This is a genomic window from Oryzomicrobium sp. (assembly GCF_021287045.1).
Taxonomy (GTDB): Bacteria; Pseudomonadota; Gammaproteobacteria; order Burkholderiales; family Rhodocyclaceae; genus Oryzomicrobium.
The window spans coordinates 62,283-81,832 of record NZ_JAJTBG010000007.1 but is presented as its reverse complement, the minus strand read 5'-3'; the positions used below and the strand labels follow the sequence as shown (position 1 = coordinate 81,832).

Annotated in this window: 16 protein-coding genes; 10 read left to right on the top strand and 6 right to left on the bottom strand. The window is 66.8% G+C overall.

What is annotated here, in order from left to right:
• Nucleotides 1–3 precede the first annotated feature (3 nt).
• The 4 genes from LWW89_RS09400 to LWW89_RS09385 all read right to left on the bottom strand — a co-directional run bounded on the left by LWW89_RS09400 (nt 4) and on the right by LWW89_RS09385 (nt 4,097).
• Nucleotides 4–1,233, bottom strand: a complete 1,230-nt coding sequence (locus LWW89_RS09400) for an argininosuccinate synthase (protein ID WP_054622110.1) — start codon at nt 1,231–1,233, stop codon at nt 4–6.
• A gap of 54 nt (nt 1,234–1,287) precedes the next feature.
• On the bottom strand, nt 1,288–2,211 hold the full coding sequence (gene argF / locus LWW89_RS09395) for an ornithine carbamoyltransferase (RefSeq protein ID WP_293263722.1): 924 nt from the start codon (nt 2,209–2,211) through the stop codon (nt 1,288–1,290).
• A gap of 36 nt (nt 2,212–2,247) precedes the next feature.
• Nucleotides 2,248–3,420, bottom strand: a complete 1,173-nt coding sequence (locus LWW89_RS09390) for an aspartate aminotransferase family protein (protein ID WP_293263721.1) — start codon at nt 3,418–3,420, stop codon at nt 2,248–2,250.
• Nucleotides 3,421–3,881: 461 nt separating this feature from the next.
• Nucleotides 3,882–4,097 carry a hypothetical protein gene (locus tag LWW89_RS09385; RefSeq protein WP_293263720.1) on the bottom strand — a complete coding sequence of 72 codons (216 nt, stop codon included), beginning with the start codon at nt 4,095–4,097 and terminating at the stop codon, nt 3,882–3,884.
• Nucleotides 4,098–4,335: 238 nt separating this feature from the next.
• Here LWW89_RS09385 and LWW89_RS09380 point away from each other — a divergent pair, with 238 nt between their 5' ends.
• Nucleotides 4,336–4,641 (top strand): DUF3579 domain-containing protein, encoded by a 306-nt coding sequence (locus LWW89_RS09380; RefSeq protein WP_293263719.1) that lies wholly within the window; start codon nt 4,336–4,338, stop codon nt 4,639–4,641.
• 117 nt (nt 4,642–4,758) lie between these two features.
• Here LWW89_RS09380 and rpsT read toward each other — a convergent pair whose 3' ends face one another.
• On the bottom strand, nt 4,759–5,031 hold the full coding sequence (gene rpsT, locus LWW89_RS09375; RefSeq protein WP_293263718.1) for a 30S ribosomal protein S20: 273 nt from the start codon (nt 5,029–5,031) through the stop codon (nt 4,759–4,761).
• 107 nt (nt 5,032–5,138) lie between these two features.
• Nucleotides 5,139–5,819: a GntR family transcriptional regulator gene (locus LWW89_RS09370; RefSeq protein ID WP_293263717.1), complete on the bottom strand. Its 681-nt coding sequence runs from the start codon at nt 5,817–5,819 to the stop codon at nt 5,139–5,141.
• Nucleotides 5,820–6,192: 373 nt separating this feature from the next.
• On the opposite strand from LWW89_RS09370, the gene LWW89_RS09365 reads away from it, so the two are divergent.
• The 9 genes from LWW89_RS09365 to LWW89_RS09325 all read left to right on the top strand — a co-directional run bounded on the left by LWW89_RS09365 (nt 6,193) and on the right by LWW89_RS09325 (nt 19,525).
• Nucleotides 6,193–7,368, top strand: coding sequence for a biotin-independent malonate decarboxylase subunit gamma (locus LWW89_RS09365; RefSeq protein WP_293263716.1), 1,176 nt, complete (start codon nt 6,193–6,195; stop codon nt 7,366–7,368).
• A 52-nt stretch (nt 7,369–7,420) separates the two neighbouring features.
• On the top strand, nt 7,421–8,938 hold the full coding sequence (locus LWW89_RS09360; protein WP_293263715.1) for a malonyl-CoA synthase: 1,518 nt from the start codon (nt 7,421–7,423) through the stop codon (nt 8,936–8,938).
• Nucleotides 8,939–8,999: 61 nt separating this feature from the next.
• Entirely contained in the window at nt 9,000–10,046 is a 1,047-nt protein-coding gene (gene dctP / locus LWW89_RS09355; RefSeq protein ID WP_293263714.1) for a TRAP transporter substrate-binding protein DctP, read from the top strand.
• Nucleotides 10,043–10,609, top strand: a complete 567-nt coding sequence (locus tag LWW89_RS09350; protein WP_293263713.1) for a TRAP transporter small permease — start codon at nt 10,043–10,045, stop codon at nt 10,607–10,609. The genes dctP and LWW89_RS09350 overlap by 4 nt, the downstream gene beginning before the upstream one ends.
• On the top strand, nt 10,606–11,973 hold the full coding sequence (locus LWW89_RS09345; protein WP_293263712.1) for a TRAP transporter large permease: 1,368 nt from the start codon (nt 10,606–10,608) through the stop codon (nt 11,971–11,973). The genes LWW89_RS09350 and LWW89_RS09345 overlap by 4 nt, the downstream gene beginning before the upstream one ends.
• An 86-nt stretch (nt 11,974–12,059) precedes the next feature.
• A complete protein-coding gene (locus LWW89_RS09340; RefSeq protein ID WP_293263711.1) occupies nt 12,060–12,938 on the top strand; it encodes an ATP-binding protein in 879 nt (292 codons plus the stop codon).
• A gap of 152 nt (nt 12,939–13,090) precedes the next feature.
• Nucleotides 13,091–14,641, top strand: coding sequence for a murein biosynthesis integral membrane protein MurJ (gene murJ / locus LWW89_RS09335; RefSeq protein WP_293263710.1), 1,551 nt, complete (start codon nt 13,091–13,093; stop codon nt 14,639–14,641).
• A gap of 72 nt (nt 14,642–14,713) precedes the next feature.
• Nucleotides 14,714–15,343 carry a YbhB/YbcL family Raf kinase inhibitor-like protein gene (locus LWW89_RS09330; protein WP_293263709.1) on the top strand — a complete coding sequence of 210 codons (630 nt, stop codon included), beginning with the start codon at nt 14,714–14,716 and terminating at the stop codon, nt 15,341–15,343.
• A gap of 369 nt (nt 15,344–15,712) precedes the next feature.
• Nucleotides 15,713–19,525 (top strand): autotransporter domain-containing protein, encoded by a 3,813-nt coding sequence (locus tag LWW89_RS09325; protein ID WP_293263708.1) that lies wholly within the window; start codon nt 15,713–15,715, stop codon nt 19,523–19,525.
• Nucleotides 19,526–19,550 lie beyond the last annotated feature (25 nt).

Genomic DNA, 19,550 nt, shown 5'->3' with positions numbered 1-19,550 from the left:
CCGTTAGCCGCGCTTGGCCCGGGCGTTGGCGGCGATGCGCAGACGCAGGGCGTTGAGGCGGATGAAGCCGTGGGCATCCTTCTGGTCGTAGGCGCCGGCGTCGTCCTCGAAGGTGGCGATGGTCGGGTCGAACAGGGAATCGGTCTTGGAATCCCGGCTGACGACGATCACGTTGCCCTTGTACAGCTTGACCCGCACCCAGCCGTTCACCGTTTCCTGGGTGGTGTCGATCAAGGCTTGCAGGGCGCGGCGCTCCGGGCTCCACCAGTAGCCGGTGTACACCAGGCTAGCGTAGCGGGGCATCAGGTCGTCCTTGAGGTGGGCGACTTCCCGGTCCAGGGTGATGGATTCGATGGCGCGGTGGGCCTTGAGCAGGATGGTGCCCCCCGGGGTTTCGTAGCAGCCGCGGGACTTCATGCCGACGTAGCGGTTTTCCACCAGGTCGAGGCGGCCGATGCCGTGCTTGCCGCCCAGTTCGTTGAGCTTGGCCAGCAGTTCGTGGGCCTTCATGCGGGTGCCGTTGATGGCCACCAGGTCGCCCTTCTCGAATTCCAGATCCACGTACTCGGCGGCATCCGGCGCCTTCTCCGGGGACACGGTCCAGCGCCACATGTCTTCCTCGGCCTCGGCGGCCGGGTTTTCCAGGTGACGGCCTTCGAAGGAGATGTGCAGCAGGTTGGCGTCCATGGAGTACGGCGAGCCGCCCTGCTTGTGCTTCATCTCGATGGGGATGCCGGCCTTCTCGGCGTAGGCGAGCAGCTTCTCGCGGGAGAGCAGGTCCCACTCGCGCCACGGGGCGATCACCTTCACGTTGGGCATCAGGGCGTAGTAGCCGAGCTCGAAACGCACCTGGTCGTTGCCCTTGCCGGTGGCGCCGTGGGAGACGGCATCGGCGCCGGTCTGGCGGGCGATCTCGATCTGGCGCTTGGCGATCAGCGGGCGGGCGATGGAGGTGCCGAGCAGGTACTCGCCCTCGTACAGGGCGTTGGCGCGGAACATGGGGAAGACGAAGTCGCGCACGAACTCTTCGCGCAGGTCGTCGATGAAGATGTTCTCGGGCTTGATGCCGAACTTGAGCGCCTTCTGGCGGGCCGGCTCCAACTCTTCGCCCTGGCCCAGGTCGGCGGTGAAGGTCACCACTTCGCACTGGTAGGTGTCTTGCAGCCATTTCAGGATGACCGAGGTGTCCAGGCCGCCGGAGTAGGCGAGGACCGCTTTTTTCACGTCGCTCATGATGTGTGCCTTACAACAGGAAATTGAAAACGAATGGGGGTTGGGCCGGCCGGGTCAGTTGGCCTCGACCCGGCCGAGCAGCAGGTATTCCATCAGGGCCTTCTGGGCGTGCAGGCGGTTTTCCGCCTCGTCCCAGACCACCGACTGGGGCCCGTCGATGACCTCGGCGGAGACTTCCTCGCCGCGGTGTGCCGGCAGGCAGTGCATGAACACAGCGGAGGGATCGGCCACCCGCATCATGTCGCCATCGACCTGGAAGTCGGCGAAGTCCTTGAGACGCTCTTCGTTCTCGGCCTCGAAGCCCATAGAGGTCCACACGTCGGTGGTCACCAGGTGGGCACCGCGGACGGCATCCATGGGGTCGGCGAAGGCCTCGAAGTGGGTACCGGCCACGCCGGCCCGCTCCGGCTCGACTTCATAGCCTTCCGGAGTGGACACATTGACCTTGAAGTCGAAGATTTCGGCGGCTTGCAGCCAGGTGTTGCAAACGTTGTTGGAGTCGCCGATCCAGGCCACGGTCTTGCCCGTGATGTCGCCCCGGTGCTCGATCCAGGTGAAGATGTCGGCCAGGATCTGGCAGGGGTGGTATTCGTTGGTCAGGCCGTTGATCACCGGCACCCTGGAATTGGCGGCGAAGCGCTCGACGATGTCCTGCTCGAAGGTGCGGATCATCACCAGGTCGCTCATGCGCGAGATCACCTGGGCCGCGTCTTCCACCGGCTCGCCCCGGCCCAGCTGGGAATCCCGGGTGTTCAGGTAGATGGCGGCGCCGCCCAGCTGGTGCATGCCGGCCTCGAAGGACAGGCGGGTACGGGTGGAGGCCTTCTCGAAAATCATCACCAGGGTGCGGTCGGCCAGGGGCCAGTAGCGCTCGTACCCCTTGAACTTGCGCTTGATCCAGGCGGCGCGCTCGAAGATGTAGGCGTACTCGTCCCGGGTGAAATCCTTGAACTGGAGATAATGCTTGAGTGACGACATGGGTCTCCCTCCTTATCGTTATGGGCGGCGTCCGGATCAGGCGCCGAGGAAGGTCCGGATCAGGGGCGCGAGGCGGGCCACCAGTTCCCGGGCCTCGTCCTCGGTGAAGACCAGGGCCGGCAGCAGGCGTACTACCTTCTCGGCGGTGACGTTGATCAGCAGGCCGGCCTCCAGGCCCCGGGTCACCAACTCGCCGCAGGGGCGGTCGAGCTCGACGCCGATCATCAGGCCGCGGCCGCGGATCTCGACCACGCCGGAAACGCCGGCCAGGGCCTCGGCCAGGCCGGTACGGATCAGCTCGCCGACCTTGATGGCGTTGTCGCGCAGGCCGTCGCGGTCGATGCAGTCCAGGGTGGTCAGCGCCGCGGCGCAGGCCAGCGGATTGCCGCCGAAGGTGGAACCGTGGTTGCCCGGGCCGAACAGGCCGGCCGCCTTGCCAGAGACCAGGCAAGCGCCAATCGGCACGCCGGAGCCCAGGCCCTTGGCCAGGGTGGCCACGTCCGGCAGCACGCCGGACTGCTGGTAGCCGAACCAGGTACCGGTCCGGCCGATGCCGCACTGCACCTCGTCGCAGATCAGCAGCCAGCCCTTTTCGTCGCACAGGGCACGCAGTTGGCGCTGGAATTCCAGGTCGGCGATGTGGATGCCGCCCTCGCCCTGGACCATCTCCAGCATCACCGCCACCACGTTCTGGTTGTGGCCGGCAACGCTGCGGATCGCTTCCAGGTCGTTGTAGGGAACGCGCACGAAGCCCGACACCAGGGGCTCGAAGCCGGCCTGGGCCTTGCGGTTGCCGGTGGCCGACAGGGTCGCCAGGGTGCGGCCGTGGAAGGCCTTTTCCATGACGATAATGGCCGGATTGTCCACGCCCTGCTGGTGGCCGTAGAAGCGGGCCAGCTTGATGGCGGCCTCGTTGGCCTCGCAGCCGGAGTTGCAGAAGAACACCTCGTCCATGCCGGACACGGCGGCCAGGCGATCGGAGAGCTGTTCCTGAAGGGGAATGCGGTACAGGTTGGACGTGTGCAGCACCCGGGCGGCCTGGGCGGCGATGCTGGCCACCAGGTCGGGATGGTTGTGGCCCAGGGTGGAGACGGCGATGCCGGAAAGGGCATCCAGATAGCGCTTGCCGTCGGTATCGACGAGCCAGGAACCTTCGCCGTGGGAGAACGCCACGGGAAGCCGGGCGTAGGTATTCATCAGGTGAGACATGAGCAATCCCGCTGCCGGCCGCCGGCCTGCCCGGCGGCTCGGAAACGGTGTCGCGTCGAGCGCATCCGGCGGGGCGGAAAAAAGGATAAGCGGCGGGGCCGTCGAACCTTCCGGGGCTGGCCGCCCTGGCCGGTCTGAATCCCGCCGCTCAGCTTGTAAGACCTCAGAGTTTAAGCGAAATCACCGCCCCGGCACAAACCGGAGGCGCCCGACGCGGGCATTTGTGCCGCTCCGGACGCAATCTTTACGGCATGGCGCGTGGGGAAAGCGCCAAGGATGGCGCCCCAATCGCGAAAATGCACCAAAATGGTGCGAAACATCATGATTTCCACCGTTACCCGCTCGCCGCCAGCATGGGGCCAGGCCGGTAAACGACAAAGGCCGGGAACATGTCCCGGCCCTGCATCCTACGTTGCCGGCCCAGAGGGGTCGGCACTCCATCAAATTCGGTGCTTAAACGATCAGCCGGCTTCCGCCAGGGCATCCAGGCAGGCCGCGGCGTGACGGCCGCCGCCGACCTGGCGGCGCGTCTCCAGCACCTCGCAATCGTGGTAGATCTGGCGCAGCTTGGTCACCGCCTCCTGCTCGTCGCGGCCGTAGATGAGCAGATTGTCCACTACCCCGCCATGCCGGGTGCGAATGCGAAAGCCGTATTTGGTCACGAGCAGAGGTTGCACGGAAAAACCTTAACCGGTTCAGGGCGATAGGCGAGTATAGGCAGCCGTCACGAAATGCGCAACGCATTTTGCTGGGCAAAAGCCGTTCGCGGCAGATGAAACGGCGCCTCCCCGGAGGGGCGTGACTCTGCTAGAATCCGCATCGAAAAAAGCGCCCACACCTCCTCCCGGCGCGCAGGATCGGCACGGAAGGACAGGGCTTCGGAGACAGCCCCACGCGCGCCACCAAGTGAGCACCATGACGGATCACAACGCGGACACCACCGCACGCAACTTCATCATCGTCGGCCTGACCCACGAAGGCCGGCGGTTCCGCCCCAGCGACTGGGCAGAGCGGCTCTGCGGCGTCATGTCCGCCTTCGGCGCCGAAAAGCGCATGAAGTACTCCCCCTACGTCGGCCCCTGCTCCAGCTCCGGCGAAAAGGCCGTCTTCGTCGACGGCCAGCTCTACGACATAGAACCCCTGGCCTACCGCTTCCTGCGCAACTTCGCCGCCGACAACGAGCTGCAACTGGTGGAAGGCTGCGAGCGCCCGGCCAACTGAAGCACGGCGGGTCCCGGCTCAGCGCCCTACCTTCCCGGAAAACGCGCATAAAAAAACGGCACCCTGGGGTGCCGTTTTTCTTGGCTGCGCCTTGGCGCAGCGTGCTGTCGGAGCCGGTTAGGCAGCGGCAGCCATCGCCTTGATCTGGGCGGACAGGCGGCTCTTGTGGCGGGAGACCTTGTTCTTGTGAACAATCCGCTTGTCGGCGATGCTGTCGATCACCGACACAGACTCTTGAAACACCGCTTGAGCAGCTGCCTTGTCACCCGCGTCGATCGCCTTGCGCACCTTTTTGATCGCAGTACGCAGCGTCGAGCGCAGGCTGGCGTTGTGGGCGCGTTGCTTTTCGGCTTGACGCGCGCGTTTGCGAGCTTGTGCGCTATTGGCCATGGAATTCGTTCCTAAAAAAGATAGGGTGGTTTTGCTAAAGAGGCCGGAATATACCGGCTTTTCCTCGATGGATCAAGCGTCTTTTCGCAGCGGTGCCGCGGCACCCCTCACGACAGGGCGCCCTCCACCGAGCGGGAAAGAATGAAGACGTAATCGGAAAACTCGGGACGGTGGATGTCCAGGTGCTGGAACATCAGATCCGCCGCCAGCTCGCCCTTGCCGTCGCGGATGGCCTCGGCGATGGCCATGTGCTCCTGGGCGGTGGCGGTGCGCCGTCCGGCCACCCGGTGGATGTGCCCCCGGTAGGGCTCGGCGCGGCGGCGCAACTGTTTCACCGATTCTTCCAGCAGGCGGTTGCAGCTGCCGGCATAGATCAATTCATGGAAGCGGGTGTTGGCGCTGGTATAGACCGCCGCCTCGTCGTCGGCCGCCGCCTGGAGCGTCTCCTGGGCCGCCGCCAGCAGCTTGGCCACGTCCGCCGGCTTCATGCGCCGCGCCGCGAGGCGCGCCGAGGCCGATTCCATCACCGCCAGCATTTCGAACAGCTCGAACACGCTGGCCAGGGAAATGCGCGAAACGAACACTCCCTGGCGGGCCCGGTGTTCGGCCAGCCCGTCGGACACCAGCCGGTTGAGCGCTTCCCGCACCGGCGTGCGCGATACGCCGAAGCGGGCGGCCAGCTGCCGCTCGTCCAGCCGCTCCCCAGGTGGATAGGTGGCGTTGAGGATGTCGGCCTCGATGGCCCGACTGATCCGCTCGGCCTGGGAGCCCCCTTCTTGTTGTGGCATTGCATCAAACCCCGATAAATGACCTGCAAATCATACAGTTTTTTCCTGCTGGCACAGCCATGGCGCCACAAGAAAAACTAAAAACATTTTTTGGTATACCAAAAAAAAATTATTGGTATATATTGAACCCAACAATGCCCCAAACCGGTGCAGCGTCGCCCTCAGAATCATCTGGCAGCCCTTATCGGAAAGAAGGCCGCGAACGGCATGATCACCGTGCCTTACAGCCTCGATTCCAGGCCGATTGAGAGAGAGAGCGCATCGCGCAACGGCAACTGACGGCGCCATTCTGGCATACCAGAACAACCATAAGAAGCACCAAACGGTGCCCGGCGGTAACGCCACGCAACCCCGACCCCAAGGAGGAACTGTCTTGCCTCATTCCGGATTCACCGGCGCCAGCGTCGCAGCGCGGCTTACCGCCCTGTTCGACGCCGGCACCGAATCCCCCCTCCCCTCCACCTCCGGCCTGCGCCTGGCCCACGGCAGCGTCGCGGGCCGCCCGGTGCTGGCCGCCGCTACCGATCCGGCCCGGGACAAGGGCGTGCTCGGCATTGCCGAATGCGCCGATCTGCGCCGCGCCGTCCGCCGCGCCCGGGAAAACCGGCAGCCCCTGGTGCTGCTGATCGATTCCGCCGGCGCCCGGCTCGACGATGGCCTGCCCATACAGGGCGCCCTGCGCGGACTGATGACCGAGCTGCTCGACGCCGGGCTCGACGGCCTGCCGATGATTTCCCTGCTCGGGCGCAACGTCTTCGGCGGCGCCAGCATGCTGGCCTTCACCGCCGGGCAACGCTGCTACGCTCCGGGCACCCTGCTCGCCATGTCCGGCCCCCGGGTCCTGGAAAGCGCCGGCGGCGGCGACCGGACCACGGTGCTGGCCGCCATCGACGGCCGTTCACGCAGCCGCCACGGCGGCGCCGAACGCCTGCTCGACGACACCCTGCCGGCCTACGCCGCCGCCCTGCGCGAGTGGGTGGCGGCTCTGCCCGCCTCGGAGCAAGCGCCCGACGGTCTGGACGACGAGCGCCGCCGCCTGGCCCAGCGCCTCGGCCATGGGCTGAACGAAGCGGCGCCGCCGCCGGCCGCCCTCACCGGCTTCGATGCGGTGCCGGGCCCCCTGGCCTGCCGGGGCCGGGCATTCGTCGGCGCCGCCGACGTGCTCAAGCTCGCCACCCTGGCCGAAAGCGCCGCCGCCCCCCTGGAACTGCTGCTCGATTGTGCCGGCCACAGCGTGCGCCTGGGCGACGAGGCCCTGATCCTCACCCAGTACCTGGTCCACCTCGCCCGCACCCTGCGCCGCCGGGTGGGCAACGGGCAGGAAGTGCGCCTGCGCATCGCCGGCGAGATTTCCGGCGGCATCTACATCGCCGCCGCCGGCGCCGCCTCGTCGGTGGACATCGCCCCCGGCGGCAGCGTACGCACCCTGCCCCAGACCTCCCTCGACAGCATCCTCACCCGTCCGGATGCCGCCAGCACCAACGCCAGCGCCGACTTCGCCCACTACGCCGAATTCGGTGTGGCCGACACCGTCAGCGCACTGGCCTGATTTTCATAACAAGGGCCAGCTCCGCAACGCCCGCATACCCAACCCCAACGCCATGAACGCCAATATCTTCGCCACTTTCGAAGCCATCGCCCGGGACGCCGGCCAGGCGCCCTTCCTCGAAACCGACGACGGCCAGGTCATCAGCTACGCCGACATGCTCGGCCTGACCGCCCGCTACGCCAACACCCTGACCCGCCTGGGCGTCCAGCCCGGCGACCGGGTGGCGGTCCAGGTGGACAAGTCGGCACAGAACTTCTGCCTCTACCTGGCCACCCTGCGCCTGGGTGCCATTTACCTGCCCCTCAACACCGCCTACCAGCTGGGCGAGCTGCAATACTTCCTGGAAGACGCCGAACCCCGCGTCTTCGTCTGCGCCCCGGCCGACCACGCCGTGAAGAGCGAGCTGGCCGCCCGCCACGGCGTGGCCCACTGCCTGACCCTGGCCGATGACGGCAGCGGCAGCCTGACCGCCCTGGCCGCCGGCGAATCGGACGTCTTCGCCACCGCCACCGCCCAGCCCGACGACGTGGCCATCATCATCTACACCTCGGGCACCACCGGCCGCCCCAAGGGGGCCATGCTCACCCACGCCAACCTGCTCAGCAACGGCCGCGCCCTGACCAAGCTGTGGGGCTTCACCGAGAAGGACGTGCTGCTCCACGCCCTGCCCCTGTTCCACGCCCACGGCCTGTTCATCTCCAGCCACTGCGCCCTGCTGTCGAAGAGCCGCATCCTGTTCCTCAAGAAGTTCAACGCCGAGCAGGTGCTGGCCCTGCTGCCCCAGGCCACGGTGATGGTGGGGGTGCCCACCTTCTACACCCGGCTGCTCGACCAGCCCGGCTTCACCGCCGCCAGCGCCGCCAACATGCGCGTTTTCATCTCCGGCTCGGCCCCCCTGCTGGCGGAAACCAACCGGGAATTCGAGCAGCGCACCGGCCAGATCGTGCTGGAACGCTACGGCATGACCGAGTCGGCCATCATCGCCTCCAACCCCTTCGCCGGCGAACGGCGCATCGGCTCGGTGGGCCTGGCCATCGACGGGGTCGAGGTGCGCATCGCCGACGGCGACGACCGGCCCCTGGCCGCCGACCAGGTGGGCGGCATCCAGATCCGCGGCAGCGGCGTGATGAAGGGCTACTGGCGCAAGCCGGAGAAGACCGCCGAGGAGTTCACCGCCGACGGCTGGTTCCGCACCGGCGACCTGGGCACCCTGAGCGCCGACGGCTACCTGACCATCGTCGGCCGGGCCAAGGATCTGGTGATCTCCGGCGGCTACAACGTCTATCCCAAGGAAGTGGAAATGGCCATCGACGCCCTGCCCGGCGTGGTCGAATCCGCCGTGATCGGTGTGCCCGACCGGGACTTCGGCGAGGCCGTCACCGCCGTGGTGGTGCGCAAGGACGAAAGCCTCGCCAGCGATGGCATCATCACGCCCCTCAAAGGCCAGCTGGCCAATTACAAGGTGCCCAAGCACGTCCACTTCGTCACCGAACTGCCGCGCAACGCCATGGGCAAGGTGCTCAAGAACGTGCTGCGCGACACCTACGGAAAAACCGGCACGGCTGCCTAACAGCCGGCCACCCCACCCCAACCCCAACCGATCCATCACATCCATCCCAATGGAGGAGACCATGACTCAAGCCTTCAACCCCACCCGCCGCCTGGTCTGCGGCACCCTGGCCAGCCTGCCCCTGGTGGGCCTGTCCGGGCTCTCCGGCAATGCCTTCGCCCAGAATTCCACGGCCCTCAAGATCTCCCACCAGTTCCCCGGCTCCACCGGCAACGACGGCGACTTCCGCGACCGCATCTGCCGCATCTTCGCCGCCGAGGTGGAAAAGCGCTCCGGCGGGGCGCTCAAGTTCAACGTCTATCCGGGCTCGTCCCTGATGAAGACCAACGCCCAGTTCAGCGCCCTGCGGCGCGGCGCCCTGGACATGAGCTTCTTCCCCATCTCCTACGCCGGCGGCGAGGTGCCCGAGCTGAACATCGCCCTGATGCCGGGCCTGGTCACCTCCTACGAGCAAGGCTTCGCCTGGAAGAACGGCGAGATCGGCAAGGCCCTCAACGACCTGCTGTTCGACAAGGGCGCCGTACCCATCACCTGGGTGTGGGAAGCGGGCAGCATCGCCAGCAAGACCAAGCCGGTGATCACCCCGGACGACGTCAAGGGCATGAAGATCCGCGGCGGCAGCCGGGAAGTGGACCTGATGCTCAAGGCCGCCGGCTCCGCCGTGGTCACCCTGCCTTCCAACGAGCTGTACGCCGCCATGCAGACCGGCGCCGTGGATTCGGTCATCACCTCTTCCACCAGCCTGCTGTCGTTCCGACTGGAAGAAGTCTCCAAGCACCTCACCACCGGCCGCAGCAAGTCGTTCTGGTTCATGGCCGTGCCGCTGCTGATGTCCCGGGCCGTGTTCGAGAAGCTGCCCAAGGACCAGCAGACCCTGATCCTCCAGGTCGGCGCCGAGATCGAGAAGTACGGCCTGGACGCGGTGAAGACCGACGACCGCAACGTGGCCACGGTGTACCAGAAGGCCGGCGCCAAGACCTACGACCTGGACGCCGCCACCGTCGACAAGTGGCGCGCCATCGCCCGGGACAGCGCCTGGAAGGACTACGCCGCCAAATCGCCCAATTGCGCCCGCTTCCTGCAACTGGCCGAAAAGGTGACCGGATGAGCCACGGTTTCGAACTGGAAGGCCTCAAGCCGGCAACGCCCCCGCCGGCCGGGGGCCTGACCGGGTTGGCGGCCCGGGGGCTGGCCGGGCTCAACCGGGCCATCCTCGGCCTGTCCATGCTGGCCCTGCTGGCCGCCGCCCTCGTCCTCACCGGCAGCGTCTTCCTGCGCTACTACCTGCACGTGCCCACCGACTGGCAGGACGAGGCCGCCGTCTTCCTCCTGGTCGGTGCCACCTTCCTGTGCGGCGCCTACGTGCAGGAACAACGCAGCCACGTCGGCATCGAGTCCCTGGCCAGCCTGCTGCCCCCCTGGGCCGACCGGCTGCGCCGCCTGTTCTGCGATGCCGCCTCCTGCCTCTTCTGCACCTTCTTCGCCTGGAAGTCCTGGACCCTCTTCCACGAGGCCTTCGTCGAGGGCCAGACCACCTCGTCGGCCTGGGCGCCGCCCCTGTGGATTCCCTACGGCCTGATGGCCACGGGCATGACGCTGTTGGCCCTCCAGCTGCTGGTGCAGACCCTGTCCTATTTCTCCCACGTCGCCGCATCCAAGGAGGTCGCATGAGCGAGAGCCTCGTCGGAACCCTCTACGGCCTGGGCACCTTGCTGCTGATGTTCTCGGGCATGCCCATCGCCTTCGCCCTGGGGCTGATCGCCGTCGTCTTCATGTTCTTCTTCATGCCCGGCTCCGCCCTGGATACGGTCACCCAGAACGTCTATGAGGAAATGGCCAGCATCACCCTGCTGTCGATCCCCCTGTTCATCCTCAAAGGGGCCGCCATCGGCAAGTCCCGCGCCGGCGCCGACCTGTATTCGGCGATCCACGCCTGGATGCACAAGATCCCCGGCGGCCTGGGCATCGCCAACGTGTTCGCCTGCGCCCTGTTCGCCGCCATGGCCGGCTCCAGCCCGGCCACCTGTTCGGCCATCGGCAGCGCCGGCATCCCCGAGATGCGCGCCCGGGGCTATTCGCCGGGCTTCGCCGCCGGGATCATCGCCGCCGGCGGCACCCTGGGCATCCTGCTGCCGCCGTCGATCACCATGATCCTGTTCGCGGTGGCCGCCGAGCAGTCCCTGGGGCGCCTGTTCCTCGCCGGGGTGGGTCCGGGCCTGCTGCTGGTGGGCCTGTTCGCCGGCTACGCGGCCTGGCGCTACAAGAAGGAATACAACCAGGCCCTGGACGTCTACCGGGCAGGGGGGCCGAAGTCGGCCTACCTGGACGAGCTGAACATGACCCTGGCCGACAAGACCCGCATGCTGCCCCGGGTGCTGCCCTTCGTGGTGCTCTTGATCGGCGTGATGGTGGCCCTCTACGGCGGCTACGCCACGCCGTCCGAGACCGCCGGCCTGGGCGGGGTGCTGGCCCTGGGCCTGATCGCCCTGGTCTATGGCCTGTGGCGCCCGCGCCAGCTGACCCCGATCCTGTCGAGCACCCTCAAGGAATCGACCATGCTGATGTTCATCATCGGCATGTCCCTCCTCTACTCCTACGTGATGAGCTACCTGCACATCAGCCAGTCGGCGGCGGAGTGGATCGTCGGATTGCAACTCTCCAAGTGGGTGCTGCTCGCCACCATCCTCACCATGGTGATCGGCCTGGGCTTCTTCCTGCCGCCGGTGTCGATCATCCTGATGACCGCCCCGATCATCCTGCCGCCGCTCAAGGCCGCCGGCTTCGACCTGATCTGGTTCGGCGTGGTGATGACCGTGGTCATGGAGATGGGCCTGATCCACCCGCCGGTGGGCCTCAACATCTTCGTCATCAAGAACGTGGCGCCGGACATTCCCTTGAAGGACGTCATCTGGGGCGTCATGCCCTTCGTCGGACTGATGTTCGTCGCCGTCGCCCTGCTCTGCCTCTTCCCCGGCATCGCCACCTGGTTCCCCGACCTCGTCATGGGGCCGGCGACCCTGCCCGGCGGCGGCTGACAGTTCCCTTAAACTACCCCCCTTCCCCCGCTCCGGCGGGGGTTTTTTCTTCTTCCCACGCAACGACGGAGCACAACGTGGAGCGCATGGCAAACGACACCCTGCTGCGCCTGGACCGCATCCTGGACCTGGCGGAAACCTTTCTCACCGGCCGCCCCCAGGCCCCCGACTGGAACGCCTCCTGCGCCTTCGCCTGGCGCCGGCGGCGCAGCCTGGGCAGCCTGGAGGCCCTGCGCGACGACGCCCTGGATGCCGCGCCGGAGCTGGTGGGCCTGACCCGGGAGCAGCAACTGGTGGAACGCAACACTGCCCAGTTCGTCGCCGGGCTGCCGGCCAACCACGTGCTGCTGGCCGGGGCCCGGGGCACCGGCAAGTCCTCCCTGGTCAAGGCCATGGTCGCCCGCCACCGCCGCCAGGGGCTGCGCCTGGTGGAAATCGACCGCCAGCATCTGGACGACCTGCCGGACGTGATCGAGCTGCTGCGCGACCGGCCGGAGCGCTTCATCCTCTTTCTCGACGACCTGTCCTTCGACGCCGGCGACACCGGCTACAAGTCCCTCAAGGTGGCCCTGGACGGTTCCCTGGGCGCCCCCGGCGACAACGTGCTGATCTACGCCACCTCCAACCGCCGCCACCTGGTGGCCGAGAACGCCAGCGACAACCTGGGTTACCACAGCGCCGACAACGGCAGCGGCGAGCTGCACCCCGGCGACGCGGTGGAAGAAAAAATATCCCTGGCCGAGCGCTTCGGCCTGCGCCTGGTGTTCTACCCCCTCTCCGAGGACGAATACCTGGCCATCGCCCTGCACTGGGTCGAACACCTGGGCAGCCGCCCCAAGGGCGCCAAGGCCGCCGCCGCCCGGCGCGAGGCCCTGGCCTGGAGCGCCGAGCGGGGCGCCCGCAGCGGCCGGGTGGCCTACCAGTTCGCCCGGGATTACGTGGGCCGCCAGGGGCTGACGGACTGAGCGCCCCGGCCGCTGCGGCGGCAGGCGGCCGGGCAGCGGGAACGGCGGCGGGCTGCTAAGATGCGCTGCCCGCTCCGGAGCGGGGCCGGCGCCCGGCCCCCCGCACCCCTGCCGCTCCGGCCCGGGCGCCCATAAAACGCCCCCCGCTTCCCATGAACCTTTTGCGAGCGCTGGCCACGGTCAGCGGCATGACCCTGCTTTCCCGCGTCCTCGGCTTCGCCCGGGACTTCGCCATCGCCCGGGCCTTCGGCGCCGGGCTGGCCACCGACGCCTTCTTCGTCGCCTTCAAGCTGCCCAACCTGCTGCGCCGCCTGTTCGCCGAGGGCGCCTTCTCCCAAGCCTTCGTGCCGCTCCTGGGCGAATACCGCAACCGGCGCGGCCACGAGGCCACCAAGCTCCTGGTAGACCGGGTCGCCAGCGCCCTGGCCCTGGTGGTGCTGCTGGTCACCCTGATCGGCATGGCCGGCTCCTTCTACGTGGTCTGGGTGTCCGCCCCGGGCTTCGCCGACGACGCGCAGAAGATGCAACTGACGGTGACCCTGACCCGGATCGCCTTCCCCTACATCTTCTTCATGTCCCTGACGGCCCTGGCCGCCGGCATCCTCAACACCTGGAGCCGCTTCGCCCTGCCGGCCTTCACCCCGGTGATGCTGAACGTCTCGTTCATCGTCATGGCCCTGTTCGCCGCGCCCCACTTCGATCCGCCGGTGCTGGCCCTGGCCTGGGCGGTGTTCATCGGCGGCTTTTTGCAACTGGCGATCCAGGTGCCGGCCCTGAAGAAACTGGACCTGCTGCCCCGGCTGTGGATCAACCCCCTGGTGTGCTTCCGCGACGAGGGCGTGCGCCGCCTGCTCAAGCTGATGGCCCCGGCGGTGGTGGGGGTGTCGGTGTCCCAGGTCAGCCTGCTCATCAACACCATCTTCGCTTCGTTCCTGGAGAACGGCTCGGTGTCCTGGCTGTACTACGCCGACCGGCTGATGGAGTTTCCCTCCGGCATGCTCGGCGTGGCCCTGGGCACCATCCTGCTGCCCTCCCTGTCCCGCTACCACGCCGACGGCAACCACGACGAATACAGCCGCCTGCTCGACTGGGGCCTGCGCCTGTGCCTCTTGCTCACCCTGCCCGCCGCCGTGGGCCTGGCGGTGCTGGGCGTGCCCCTCGTCTCGACCCTGTTCCAGCACGGCGCCTTCGGCGCCCACGACGTGCTGGCCACCCGTTCCGCCCTGGTGGCCTACAGCGTCGGCCTGACCGGCCTGATCCTGGTCAAGGTGCTGGCCCCGGGCTTCTACGCCCGGCAGAACGTCAAGACCCCGGTGAAGATCGCCCTGGTGTCCCTGACCGCCACCCAGTTGATGAACCTGGCCTTCATCTGGCACCTCAAACATGCCGGCCTGGCCCTGTCCATCGGCCTGGCCGCCTGCTTCAACGCCTTCTTGCTCTACCGCGGTCTGCGCCGCCACGACATCTTCACCCCCCAGGCCGGCTGGCGCCCGTTCACCGCCAAGCTGGCTATCGCCCTGGCGGTGCTCGCTGCCGCCCTGTGGGTCGGCAGCGGCCCGGAAGCCGCCTGGCTGACCATGGGCGGCGCCGAGCGCCTGGTGCGCCTGGTGCTGCTGGTGTGCGGCGGCGTCCTGGCCTACTTTGCCACCTTGTTCGCCCTGGGCTTTAGAATGAGGGACTTCCGCCGCCGCGGCGCGGAGTGAGGGGCGAGGCTTAAGCCACGGCCCGCCCCCGCCGGCCCCGGCCCACGGTTCACCATTCGGAGGATTCCGCCCATGGAACTGACCAGCACCAGCCTCGTGGATGGCGCCCCCATCCCGGGCGATTTCGCCTTCTGCCTGCCGGACCCGGCGCACCACGTCTGCCTGGGCCGTAACCGCAACCCCCAGCTGTCCTGGCGCGACGTGCCCGCCGGCACCCGTTCCCTGGCCCTGATCTGCCACGACCCGGACGTGCCCTCCCAGGGCGACGACGTGAACCAGCCCGGCCGCACCGTGCCCGCCAGCCTGCCCCGGGTGGATTTCTTCCACTGGGTGCTGGTGGACTTGCCGGCGGGACTGACCCAGATCGGCGAGGGCGAGTTCAGCCACGCGGTCACCCCCCGGGGCAAGGCCGGCCCGGCTACCCTGCACGGCGCCCGGCACGGCCTCAACGACTACACCGGCTGGTTCGCCGGCGACGCCGACATGAGCGGCGACTACTTCGGTTACGACGGCCCCTGCCCGCCGTGGAACGACGAACTGCCGCACCGCTATGTGTTCACCCTGTTCGCCCTGGACGTGCCGAGCCTGGCGGTGAGCGGCCGCTTCACCGGCCAGCAGGCCCGGGACGCCATGGCCGGCCACATCCTGGCCCAGGCCAGCCTTACCGTGCGCTATACCTTGAATCCGGCGGTGGTGTTGTAATCCCGCCGCGCGCATCGTGCCTTCCCTGATCTGGAAGGCTGCGATGCGCCGGAGCATGCCATCCCCCTTGCCAACCAAAGGCGAGCGCTGCCTTCGCCACCCATAGGTGGCGAAAACGGCCTGAGCATTGACGCGGCCCATCCCCCCCGACGGGGCCGTCTGCCGGCCGCAACTCCCGCGATTCCCGCCCCCCACACCGAAGCCGCGACGCTCCGGCCACCCTGACGAACGGCCCGCCCTGGGCCGCCGCAGCGCGCATTGCTGCGAGCGCAATATTCCACTCGGATTTGCTCAGATTTGCTCAGTTTCAGAAAAGCAAATCCCGCTACCCTCCCCCGCTTGAATCGTCACATCTGCGGGGAGGCCGTCATGAATAAAATCCACAGTACCGTCTGGAGCCAGGCACGCCGGGCTTACGTCGTCGCCCACGAAAAGGCCGCCACCGGCGGGAGGCCCTCCAGCATCCGCACCATGACGGCAGCAGTAGCGGCTGCAGTGTTGGCCCTGGCAGGGGGCGAGGCCCTGGCAGCTTGTGATGCAACGGGCTACTCGAGCTCCACCCAGGTGCTGGATAACGGCCATTGCCTCGAAATCTCCGGCACGGTTGCGCCCAGTACGAACAATGGCCCCGGCGTCGAGGTGATCTCGGGTAGCGACATCACCAACGGAGGCGCCATCGAAACCAGCGGCCTCAATGGTAACGGTATAAACATCGGACCTGGGCACGCCCTCAGCGGCACCCTGCAAAACAACGGGCTGATTGTTTCCCACATGTTTCTCGATGGGTCTTCCCTTGGCACCAACGGCATCATGGTCAATGCCGGCACCGTGGGCAGCGTGGTCAACTCGGCTACGAGCGTCATCATCAGCGACCACGGTGCAGGCATCCAAGTCCAGGCAGGGGGCACGATCAACAATGGCGTGACCAACAGCGGCGAAATCAGCGGCGGCAAATACGGCATCCGGGTGGAAAGCCAGGGCCAGATTTTTGGCGGCATCACCAACAGCGGGACGCTGAGCGGCACTCAAGCAGGCATCGGCATCCATGGCGGCACCCCCTACGGCCAGTTCGCCCCAAGCCTCTTCGGCAGCATTACCAACCAGGCCGGTGGCCAAATCTCTGCCTGGAACAACGGCATCGACATTTTCCAGGCCGTGATTAACGGCGGTATCACCAACGAGGCAGGTGGAACCATCTCCGGCCAGGATGGGGATGGGATTCATATCAGCGCCCAATCCACCATCATCGGCGACATCACCAATTCGGGCACCATTACCGGCAACGACGTTTACAGCGCCGGCATTCGCATCGAGCAAGGCTCCTCCGTGCAGGGGAATATCGTCAACAATGGCGAAATCAATGCCAATACCGGTATTTTTATCCGGATGGACAACACGGTTTCTGGCAACATCCAGAATAGCTCAACCGGCCGGATCACCATGACGGGGGACAATGGCGGCGGTATCGTCGTCGATTGGACAAGCACCGTCCAGGGCAGTATCGCCAACAATGGCACCATCGTTGCCGCGCCGGATAGCAACGGCACGATGGGCAGCATGGTGGGCATCTATGTCAAGGACGGCAGCACCGTAAACTACGGCGTCAACAACTACGGCACCATCCAGCTTGGCGGAGACAACAGCACGGGCATTGCAATCGATAGCGCCACCATTGGTAGCGGTGGTGGCGGTGTTGCAAATTATGGCGTCATCAACGATGGCGGCACCTCCCTCAGCGGTGGCATCAGCATTCGGAACGGCGCCTTCGTGCATGACGAAATCCTCAACGCCGAAACCGGCACCATCGACGTCGGCCATGGCGGCTTTGGCATCGGTGTCTTTAACAGTTCCGTCGCCGGCATCATTAATTTCGGCCGCATCAGCACCCTCGATGACGGAACAGGCATCCGCCTCGAAAACGCCTCTCTGGGAGGCAACATCACGAACTTTGGCCCTCTCAATGGTGGAATCAGCGGTATCGCGCTGACCAGCAATACCGTGGTCCATGGTGACATCATCAACGGCGGCACGATTGCCGGCGACAACACAAGCTCTGGAGCCGGCATCCTTATCGAAGGGGCCACCCTTACGGGCAGCATCGCTAACTATCAGCTCATTCGCGGACAGGGGACGGACCTCAAGGGGGGTATCGTCGTCGGCTATTTTGACGACGGCGCACATGCTGCCAGCGAGATCGGCCAGGGCATCACCAACTATGGCACCATCACCGGCGGCTACTACGGCATCGGCCTAGGCAATGGCGCGGCGGTAAACGGCGGCATCGTCAACAACGGTTATATCTACGGCGACAGCAGGGCGATCCGGCTGGACTGGGGAAGCATGCTGACCGGGGGGCTCGTCAACAACGGCCGCATTGAAAGCGCCAACGTTGCCATCAAGGTGGGTTCCGCATCGGGCTTTCCCACCAGCTTGCTGGCGGGTGGCATCACCAACACGGGCACCATTGCCGGCAGCGATACGGGCATCGCCGTCGTGGACAACGGCGCCATCTCGGGCGGCCTGACCAACAGCGGCACCATCAGCGGCGGCAATTACGCCATCAACGTGGATGGCACGTCCTCCCTCGACAGCATCCACATCCGAGGCAACGACACGGCCCTGTTCGTCGGCGACGTGGTGGCACCGAACACCCCCACCTTCGTCGATTCCGGGGCGGTCTACACGCTGCAGAACGGCAACCAGTTCACCGTCTCCAGCTTCACCAACAACGGCACCCTCAAGATCGGCGAGGGCAGCACCGCCGCCATCACCGGCAACCTCGTCAATACCGGTACCTTCAGCCCGGCAGTGGCGAGCATGACCAACTACGGCAAGATCAACGTGTCCGGCTCCGCCACTCTGGGCGGCGTCGCGTACGTCAACGTGATCGGCACCCCCACCCTCACGGTGGGCTCCACCCTCACCGGCGTGATCCACGCCACCGGAGGGGTCAGCGGCCAATTCGCCGGTGTCGGCGACAATTCGGCCTTGTACGATTTCAAGGGAGTCTACGCCGCCAACGACTTCGGCCTGAAGATCGTCGCGGCGGGCGACAACGGCGGCCCCACCGTGTTGGGCAGCGCCCAGGAGCACAACAACACCCCCGGCCTCGGCGCCGCCCGGGTGCTGGACCAGGTGGTCGTCGGCAACGACCCGGCCTGGGCCCGCGTGCGCACCGCCCTGGGCCAGTTGAGCACGACCCAGCAGGTTTCCCAGGCGGTCAGCCAGACCCTGCCCCTGCTCACCGGCAGCAGCATCGCCGCCGCCAACTCGGCCTTGTCCGGCGTCAACCGGGTGATCCAGGCCCGCATCGAGGCCAACCGGGGCCTGTCGTCCGGCGAGGAGTTCTTCAACGACGGCAACGTGTGGGCCAAGCCCTTCGGCTCCTGGGCCCGCCAGGACAATTCGGGCGGCGTGGCCGGCTACAAGGCCACCACCGCCGGCCTGGCTCTCGGCATCGACCGCTCCGTCACCGCCCGCACCCGGGTCGGCTTTGCCCTGGCCTATGCCAACGCCAGCGTGACCGGGCAGTCGGACGTGGCGCCCAACAGCGCCAAGGTGGATCTGTACCAGTTGATCAGCTACGGCAGCTACAGCCTGGATGCGACCCGGGAAATCAACTGGCAGGTCGATGTGGGCAACAACCGCAACGAGGGAAGCCGGCAGATCCGCTTCCTGGGCGAGACGGCCCGGTCCACCTACAACAGCCTGACCGCCCACGCCGGCGTGGGCCTGGGCTGGTCCTACGCCCTGGGGGAGCAGACCCGCTGGCTGCCGTCGGTCCGCGCCGACTACACCTGGATCCGGGATGCGGGATATACCGAGCACGGCGCCGACGCGCTCAACCTCAAGGTCGATGGCCGCACCACGGACCAGCTGCTGCTGGCCGCCGACGGCAAGGTCAGCCATCAGCTGGCCGACGGCCTGGCGGTGATGGGCAACCTGGGGGTCGGCTACGACGCCCTGAGCAAGCGCGCCGCCATGACTTCGGCCTTCGCCGGCGAACCCGGCCAGTCGTTCGTCACCTACGGCGTCTCGCCCAAGCCCTGGCTGGCCCGGGCCGGCCTCGGCATCTCCAAGTCGCTCAAGAACGGGCCGGAAGTCACCGCCCGCTACGACCTGGAACTGCGCGAGGGCTTCAACAACCAGACGGCTTCGGTCAAACTCCGCTGGAATTTCTGACCGGCCTCCCTGCAACCTCACCGAC

Bases quoted from the DNA above. Each gene is read 5' to 3' on its own strand.
- rpsT (WP_293263718.1), bottom strand. From the start codon at position 5,031: ATGGCCAATAGCGCACAAGCTCGCAAACGCGCGCGTCAAGCCGAAAAG.
- argF (WP_293263722.1), bottom strand. From the start codon at position 2,211: ATGTCGTCACTCAAGCATTATCTCCAGTTCAAGGATTTCACCCGGGAC.
- LWW89_RS09400 (WP_054622110.1), bottom strand. From the start codon at position 1,233: ATGAGCGACGTGAAAAAAGCGGTCCTCGCCTACTCCGGCGGCCTGGAC.
- dctP (WP_293263714.1), top strand. From the start codon at position 9,000: ATGACTCAAGCCTTCAACCCCACCCGCCGCCTGGTCTGCGGCACCCTG.
- LWW89_RS09380 (WP_293263719.1), top strand. From the start codon at position 4,336: ATGACGGATCACAACGCGGACACCACCGCACGCAACTTCATCATCGTC.
- LWW89_RS09390 (WP_293263721.1), bottom strand. From the start codon at position 3,420: ATGTCTCACCTGATGAATACCTACGCCCGGCTTCCCGTGGCGTTCTCC.
- murJ (WP_293263710.1), top strand. From the start codon at position 13,091: ATGAACCTTTTGCGAGCGCTGGCCACGGTCAGCGGCATGACCCTGCTT.
- LWW89_RS09360 (WP_293263715.1), top strand. From the start codon at position 7,421: ATGAACGCCAATATCTTCGCCACTTTCGAAGCCATCGCCCGGGACGCC.
- LWW89_RS09345 (WP_293263712.1), top strand. From the start codon at position 10,606: ATGAGCGAGAGCCTCGTCGGAACCCTCTACGGCCTGGGCACCTTGCTG.
- LWW89_RS09330 (WP_293263709.1), top strand. From the start codon at position 14,714: ATGGAACTGACCAGCACCAGCCTCGTGGATGGCGCCCCCATCCCGGGC.
- LWW89_RS09340 (WP_293263711.1), top strand. From the start codon at position 12,060: ATGGCAAACGACACCCTGCTGCGCCTGGACCGCATCCTGGACCTGGCG.
- LWW89_RS09350 (WP_293263713.1), top strand. From the start codon at position 10,043: ATGAGCCACGGTTTCGAACTGGAAGGCCTCAAGCCGGCAACGCCCCCG.
- LWW89_RS09325 (WP_293263708.1), top strand. From the start codon at position 15,713: ATGAATAAAATCCACAGTACCGTCTGGAGCCAGGCACGCCGGGCTTAC.
- LWW89_RS09370 (WP_293263717.1), bottom strand. From the start codon at position 5,819: ATGCCACAACAAGAAGGGGGCTCCCAGGCCGAGCGGATCAGTCGGGCC.